This window comes from Streptomyces sp. bgisy130 (assembly GCF_057708345.1).
In genome coordinates this window covers 61,609-68,953 of the sequence record NZ_JBYISA010000038.1, presented here as the reverse complement: position 1 = coordinate 68,953, position 7,345 = coordinate 61,609, and the positions used below count along the sequence as shown (strand labels likewise).

Annotated in this window: 7 protein-coding genes; 5 read left to right on the top strand and 2 right to left on the bottom strand. The window is 71.0% G+C overall.

What is annotated here, in order from left to right:
- A partial coding sequence (locus AC3EUV_RS32135; protein WP_435604465.1) for an NADH-ubiquinone oxidoreductase-F iron-sulfur binding region domain-containing protein occupies positions 1–1,273 on the bottom strand: 1,273 nt, incomplete at its 3' end.
- Positions 1,270–1,680: a hypothetical protein gene (locus AC3EUV_RS32130; protein ID WP_432145779.1), complete on the bottom strand. Its 411-nt coding sequence runs from the start codon at positions 1,678–1,680 to the stop codon at positions 1,270–1,272. The genes AC3EUV_RS32135 and AC3EUV_RS32130, both read right to left, overlap by 4 nt.
- A gap of 353 nt (positions 1,681–2,033) precedes the next feature.
- Here AC3EUV_RS32130 and AC3EUV_RS32125 point away from each other — a divergent pair, with 353 nt between their 5' ends.
- The 5 genes from AC3EUV_RS32125 (at position 2,034) to AC3EUV_RS32105 (ending at position 7,328) form a co-directional block, all read left to right on the top strand.
- A complete protein-coding gene (locus tag AC3EUV_RS32125; RefSeq protein ID WP_432145780.1) occupies positions 2,034–3,194 on the top strand; it encodes an aromatic ring-hydroxylating oxygenase subunit alpha in 1,161 nt (386 codons plus the stop codon).
- Positions 3,195–3,342: 148 nt separating this feature from the next.
- On the top strand, positions 3,343–4,476 hold the full coding sequence (locus AC3EUV_RS32120) for a polyamine ABC transporter substrate-binding protein (protein ID WP_435604464.1): 1,134 nt from the start codon (positions 3,343–3,345) through the stop codon (positions 4,474–4,476).
- Position 4,477: 1 nt separating this feature from the next.
- A complete protein-coding gene (locus AC3EUV_RS32115) occupies positions 4,478–5,380 on the top strand; it encodes an ABC transporter permease (RefSeq protein ID WP_432145782.1) in 903 nt (300 codons plus the stop codon).
- A complete protein-coding gene (locus AC3EUV_RS32110; protein ID WP_432145783.1) occupies positions 5,377–6,213 on the top strand; it encodes an ABC transporter permease in 837 nt (278 codons plus the stop codon). Before AC3EUV_RS32115 ends, AC3EUV_RS32110 begins: the two co-directional genes overlap by 4 nt.
- Positions 6,214–6,218: 5 nt before the next feature.
- Positions 6,219–7,328, top strand: coding sequence for an ABC transporter ATP-binding protein (locus tag AC3EUV_RS32105; protein WP_432145784.1), 1,110 nt, complete (start codon positions 6,219–6,221; stop codon positions 7,326–7,328).
- Positions 7,329–7,345 lie beyond the last annotated feature (17 nt).

The following is a 7,345-nucleotide window of genomic DNA, read 5'->3' as shown; positions in this document are numbered from 1 at the left end:
AGCGGGGAGGGGCGGAGCGCGGGCGGGGCACGGTCCGGCGGGCGACGTGCGGGACGGGCACAGAGAGCCGGCCGGCGTCGGTGGGCGCGGCACAGGCGGGGCAGGGGGCGTCGAGGTGGGCGCGGACCAGGTCGGGGAAGGCGCGCAGCAGGCTGCCGGCGGTGCCCGCCGCGGCGTCGAGCAGTCCGCAGGCGCCGCGGCCGGGCAGGGCGGTGGACCAGCGCTCCAGCCGGGTGAGGAGTCCCGCGTCGGCGGTGCCGTTCGTCAGCGCGCCGACGGCGTCGCGGACGGAGCCGGTGCCCGCGACGCAGATGCCGCACTGCCGCGCGCTCTCGGCGGCGAGATGGGCGACGGCGGCGGAGGCGAGGGAGACCGGGCACTCGTCGGGGGCGAGGAAGCGGATCGCCCCGCAGCCGAGGGCCGTACCCGCGGCCGCGAGGGTGTCCGGGTCCAGCGCGAGGTCGAGGTGTGCGGGACCGATCAGCCCGCCGAAGAGGCCGCCCATGAGGGCGCCGGCCGGCTCCGGGGTGCCCTGGGCCCGTGCCAGGGTCCGCAGGGTGCAGCCGTAGGGCACCTCGGCGAGCAGGGGTTCGGCGCCACCGCCCGCGAGGGTGACCAGGGTGGCGCGGGCGGTGCGCCGCCGGTGGTCCGGCTGTGCGGCGATGAGCGCGATGCGGGCCAGCGTCTCGACGTTGGCGACGAGGGTCGGTGCGCCGCCTACGCCCTGTTGGTAGGGGCGGGGCGGTTTGGCGGTGGGGAGGGCGGGGCCGCCGTTGATCCGGCGGACCACGGCGCTCTCCTCCCCCGCGACATAGGTGTGCGGGGTGTCGACGACGTCGCACGGCAGCCGCGGGGCCCGTTCGGCGAGTGCCCGGCGGATACGCTCGCCCGCCGCGGTGTCGGAGACATAGACATAGCCGCGTTCCGCGCCGGTGATCTCCGCGGCCCGTGCCAGCCCGTCCAGGACCAGATGCGGGCGGGCCCGCAGCAGCCAGCGGTCCTTGACGGAACCGGGCTCGCCCTCCTCGCCGTTCGCCACGACGACGGGGCGGGGCCCGGCGTCGCGGACGGCGCGGAGCTTCGCGGCGGTGGGGTAGCCGGCGCCGCCCCGGCCGCGCAGGGTGCCGTCGATCCGGTCGAGGAGCTCCGCCGCGCCGATCGCCGTGCGGTAGCCGCCGGCGGCCACATACGCCCTGGCGTCCTCGGTCACGTCCGGTGCCGCGCCGAGCACGGAGGGGGTGCCCGGCGGTATCAGGGAGTCGATCCCGGTCATCCTCGGTCTCCGTCCGGTGGAGTGGTGCGCAGGGTGCGCACCGCGCGTTCCAGGGCGCTGCGGTCCGCGGCCGTCCGGTCGTAGCCCGGTCCGGGGAGGCCGATCAGCATGCGGTGGTGGTCGAGCACGACCTCGGCCGCGCGGAGGGCGGCCCGGCGGTCGCCGGGGCGGGTACGGCGGGCGACCGCGGTCACCAGGCCGGTCACCTCGGCGAGGTAGCGCAGCCAGCCGTGCTGGGTGCCGTGCAGGATCAGCCGCTCGACGCGGCGCCGTTCGGCCTCGGTCGCCGCCGCGGGGGCGTCCGTCATCCGTGGCGCGGCGGTACGCAGGGCCGCGACGGTGGCGGGCAGTTCCCGTTCGGGTTCGGGTGTGAGCCCGAGCCAGATCAGGTTCCGACGACCGCTCATGCGTGCCTCCGGGGAGAGGGGTGGGGTGCCGGCGCGACTCGGGTCAGGGCAGCTGGGTGCGGTGCCGTGGCTCGGTGCCGGGGTGAGGTGCCGTTGCGGGGGTTCGGCCGACGGATCGGGGCGCGGGGCGCCCGCTCGCTTCCGGGATCCGTGCGGCGGAGCGCCGGAGCAGCGATGGGACTATGCTAACTAATCAATTAGTCAGGACACAAGTCTTGACTTCGTTGAAACCCGCCAGCAATCTGACTGACCAATTAGTCAGCACGGGATCCGGTGCGCCGGCCCAGAGGCGTTTTCCCCCACGCCCAGCCGCCTCCGCACCCAGCACCCGTGCGGCATGGAGGAGTGACCCGATGCACCCCGAAGCCACCACGGCACCGACGGGACAGACGGAACAGGATGTCCCCGGGCAGGCACTGCCCGCCCGCTACTACACCGACCCGGCCACGGCCACCGCCGAGACGCGGCACATCTTCGCCAAGTCCTGGCAGCTGGTGTGCCATGAGTCCGATCTCCCCGGCCCCGGCGCCCGGGTCGCCGCCACCGTCGCCGACCGCGAGGTCCTGGTCGTCCGCACCGAGGACGGCACCCTGGCCGGGCACCTCAATGTGTGCCGGCACCGCGGCACCCGGCTGGTCGACGCCCCCGAGGCGTCCGGCAAGGCCATCCGCTGCCCGTATCACGGCTGGACGTACAAGCTCGACGGACGGCTGGTCGGGGCGCCCGAAGCACGGCAGATCCCCTGCCTGGACAAGCCCGCGCTCGGCCTCTTCCCGGTCCGGGTCGAGTCGTTCCTCGGCTTCGTCTTCGCCAACCTCGACCCGGATGCCGTGCCGCTGGCGGAGCAGTGCGCCGGGCTGGCGGAAGCGGTCGGCCACTACGCCGGGACCGATCTGGTGCCGGTCGGGCGCAGCCGTATCCACGATCTGGCCGGTGCGGAAGTACAGGAGGCCAACTGGAAGGTCGCCGTCGACAACTACCTGGAGGGCTATCACGTACCGGTCGCCCACCCCGGGCTGATGCGGCTGCTCGACTACCAGGGCTACACCAGCGAGATCGACAAGTCCTATGTCCTCTTCGCCTCGCCGCTGCGCGACAAACCGTCCTCGAACTGGGCCGAGCGGCTCTACCAGCGCCTCGCCTCCCCCATGCCGGGGCTGACCGAGGCCGACCGGCGGATCTGGCGGTACGCGGTGATCTACCCCAACACACTCATCGACTTCTACCCCGACCATGTGCTTGCCTGGACCGCCATACCGACGGCGGTCGACCGGGTGGCCGTGCCCGGCGCTTTCTACACGCGCCGTGGGACGAGTGCACGGACCCGGCTCGCGCGCCGGCTCAACATCCACATCGGCTGGATCACCAATGACGAAGACGCCGAATTGGTGGCCCGGGTGCAGAAGGGCCTCGGCACACCGGGCTTCGAGCCGGGCCCGCTGTCCCGCCGGGAAGCCGCGGTCGGCTGGTTCGCCGACCGGGTACGCGACGACCTCGGTGGCGCGATGAGCTGACACCACCGGTAAGACAGCGCCATGAGCCGTCCCCCTCGGCGCGCGACGCCCCGCGCCACGGCTGACAAGGTCCCGCACGGAGGACAGGGCTTCCGTGCATCCCTGACCGCTCCCTGAAGCAGCGCTCATCCCCTACGGAGAGGACCTTATGTCCCCCGAGGAACCCCCGCCTCCGTCCCGGCGCGCCGTACTGCGCTCGGGCGTCGCCGCCGCCTTCGGTCTCGGCCTGGCCGGCTGCGGCTTTCTGCCGGAGGGCCGCAACGCCTTCGGAGACCCGGACCGGCCGATCGACGTCAAGGTGGACGGCGACCTGGTGTATTTCAACTGGGCGGACTTCGTCGCCCCGGCCGTCTTCGACGGATTCGAGAAGGAATACGGCGTCAAGGTCATCCAGTCCAACTTCGACTCGATGGAGGGCATGGCCGCCAAGCTCAACGCCGGGAACCGCTACGACATCATCTTCCCCACCGCGAAGTGGGCGCAGCGGCTGGCCGACGGCGGGCGGCTGCGCCGGATCGACCACTCCCGGCTGTCGCACGCCGACGCGGTGTTCGGCCGGTACCACTACTTCGCCGACCCCTGGTACGACCGCCGCTCCGCGCACACCGTCCCGTTCACCATGTACAAGACGGGCATCGGCTGGCGGAAGGACCGGATCGGCGACGACCTGACCGGATCCTGGGGCGATCTGTGGAACGCCCGCGCCAAGGGAAAGGTCTTCGTCCTCGACGACCGCGACGAGGTGCTCGGGATGGCCGCGCTCAAACTCGGCCTGGACCTCGACACCTCCGACGCGCACGATCTCGCCCGTATCACCGCCACGCTGAAGAGCCTCCGGCCCCGGCTGCGCGGCTTCTCCAGCGACAGCTACAACAACCTGCTCAACGGCAACGCGGTGATGACCCAGGCCTGGAGCGGTGACATGGCCGCCATGCTCGGACAGGCCAAGGACCCGTCCGTACTCGGCTTCGAGGTCGCCCGGGAGGGCGCGCCGATCAACTCGGACTGCTACGCGATCCCCGTCAACGCCCGCCATCCCGGGACGGCGATGCTCTTCATCGACTACATGCTCAGACCCGAGAACGTGCGCAAGAACATCGAGTACATCGGCTATCCCATGCCGGTCGGCGGCAGCGAGGACGTCTACGCCTCGGTCGTGAAGCCGTTCCCGCAGTGTCTGGTCTCCCCCGACGAGCTCACGGCCGACCTCTTCTTCCGCAATGCGTCCTCGAAGGGCGAGCAGGCCCGCGATACCGCCTGGACCCACGTGAAAGCCGGCTGACATGGCACAACGCACCCCCTCCGGGGCACTCCGGGAACGACGCGGGCGCTCCGCGTCCGGCACCCGGCTGTGGACCTGGCTCATGCTCCCCGGCACCCTGTGGATGACCGGGTTCCTCATCGCCTCCCTGATCCTGGTGGCCACCCTGGCCCTGGGCACCACCGACCCCCTCGGCAACCCGCGGTTCGGGTTCAACTTCGACAACATCGCGGCGATGGCCGACCCGGCCTACCGCATCGTGCTGCTGCGCTCGCTGGCGTTCGCCCTGATCGCCTGCGTCGTCTGCCTCATCGTGGCCTATCCGGTCGCCTACACCATCGCCCTGCACGGCGGGCGGTTCAAGAACCTGCTGATCGCCGCGATCGTCGTACCGTTCTTCGCCAACTACCTGGTGCGGATGTACGGCTGGTCGGTGGTGCTGTCCGACGGCGGCCCGGTGCTGAAGGCGCTGCGCGCGGTCGGCCTCGCCGATGCGCACACCAAGATCCTCCAGAGCGGGGTCGGGGTCATCGCCGGGCTCGTCTACGGCTTCATCGTCTTCATGATCATCCCGCTGTACGCGGCACTGGAGCGGATGGATCTCTCGCTGATCGAGGCGGGGCGCGACCTGTACGGAGGGCCCCTGCGGACCTTCTTCTACGTCACCCTCCCGGCGACCCGGCAGGGTGCCGCCGCGGGCGCCGTCCTGGTCTTCCTGCCCGCCATGGGCGACTTCGTAAGCGCCCAATTGATGGGCGGGCCGGACCAGATCATGATCGGCAACCTGATCCAGGACAAGTTCTTCCAGGGCCAGAACTGGCCGCTCGGCTCCGCCCTCACCATGCTGATGATGGCGGTGCTCTTCATCGGGATGCTCGGCTATCTGCGACGCACCCGCAAGGACGAGGCGGAGGCCGCCCGATGACGCTCCGCACCCCGCACCGCCGCGGCACCGACCGCCGGCCCCGGCTCGCCCTCACGGTCACCACCCTCTTCTTCCTCCTCCTCTACCTCCCCATCGCGGTGGTCGTCCTCTTCTCCTTCAACGGCCAGAAGTCGCTCACCGTCTTCAAGGGCGTAAGCCTCCGCTGGTACTCCGCCTTCTTCCACGACAACGTGCTGCTCGAGTCGCTCGGGATGAGCCTGCGGGTCTCGCTGGTGGCGATGGCGGGGTCCGTGATCCTGGGCGTGGCACTGGCCCTGGGGCTGGTGCGCTGCCGTACCCGGCTCGGCTCGCTGGCCGGTCTGATCATGCTGGTCCCGCTGATCACCCCGGAGATCGTCACCGGGGTCGCCGCGATGCTGCTCTTCAAGGGCATGGACATCACCCTCTCCTCCGGCACCGTGATGCTCGCCGAGATCACCTTCTCCATCTCCTATGTGACGGTGATCCTGCGCTCGCGGATCGCCGCTCTCAACCCGGAGGTCGAGGAGGCGGCGATGGACCTCGGGGCCACCCGCTGGCAGGCCCTGCGGCTGGTCACCCTGCCCGCGCTGCTGCCCAGCATCCTGGCCTCGGCGGTGCTCATCTTCGCCCTGGTCTTCGACGACTTCGTGCTGGCCTACTTCACCACCGGCGTGGACCCGCAGCCGCTGTCCGTCCGCATCTACTCGGCGATCCGGTTCGGCGTGCAGCCCACCATCAACGCGGTCGGCACGCTGATGCTCGTCGGTTCCATCGGCCTCATCGGGCTCGCCCTGGCCATCCCGCGTCTGTTCGGCCGCCGCGGTGGCCTCGATCTGCTCTCCGGGAAGTGACACCCATGACCTCCTCCGACGCCCCCTCCCCCGGTGCGGCCCCGGCCGTCGACCCGCCCGCCGTCCGGCTCGACAACATCAGCAAGAACTACGGCGGTTCCTACGCGGTACAGGACCTCTCCCTGGACATCGCACCCGGCGAGTTCTTCTCCCTGCTGGGCCCGTCCGGCTGCGGCAAGACCACCTCACTGCGGATGATCGGCGGCTTCACCGACCCCACCGCGGGCACCATCCTGCTCAGCGGTGAGGACGTGACCGCGCTCCCGCCGGACAAGCGCAACGTCAATACGGTCTTCCAGAGCTACGCCCTCTTCGACCATCTCTCGGTGGCCGACAATGTGGCCTTCGGACTCAAGCGCAAGGGCGTCGGCCGGGCCGAGATCCGCGAGCGGGTCGGCGCCATGCTCGACCGGGTGCAGCTCGGCGGTCTCGGCGACCGCAAGCCCGGTACCCTCTCCGGCGGTCAGCGGCAGCGGGTGGCGCTGGCCCGTGCCCTGGTCAACCGGCCCCAGGTGCTGCTGCTGGACGAGCCGCTGGCCGCGCTCGACCTCAAGCTGCGGCGGCGGATGCAGGTCGAACTCAAGCAGATCCAGCGCGAGGTCGGCATCACCTTCGTCTTCGTCACCCATGACCAGGACGAGGCGCTGACCATGTCGGACCGGGTGGCGGTGATGAACGAGGGCCACGTGGAGCAGTGCGGAACGCCGGAGGATGTCTACGAACGCCCCGCGAGCCGCTTCGTGGCGTCCTTCATGGGGACCTCCAACCTGGTCCCCGGCACCTACCGCGACGGGCGGGTCGTCCTCGACTGCGGCCCGGCGCTGCCGGTCGGCGACCGCAACGGCGTCACCGACGGCAGCAGCGTCAGCCTGTCGATCCGGCCCGAGAAGATCTGGCTCTCCGACTTCGAACCGGGCATGGCGCTGGTGCAGGGCGTGGTGCGGGAGACCGTCTACTCCGGCCCCACCACCACCTATCTGATCGAACTCGCCCCCGGCGTCACGGTGTCCGTACTGGAGCAGAACACCGACCGCTCGCGCATGGAGGACCGCTGGTGCGGCGGCGAGAGCGTGGAGATCGGCTGGAAGCCGGAGCACTGCCTGGTCCTGGACTAGGTCGTCGTGTCCGCTCC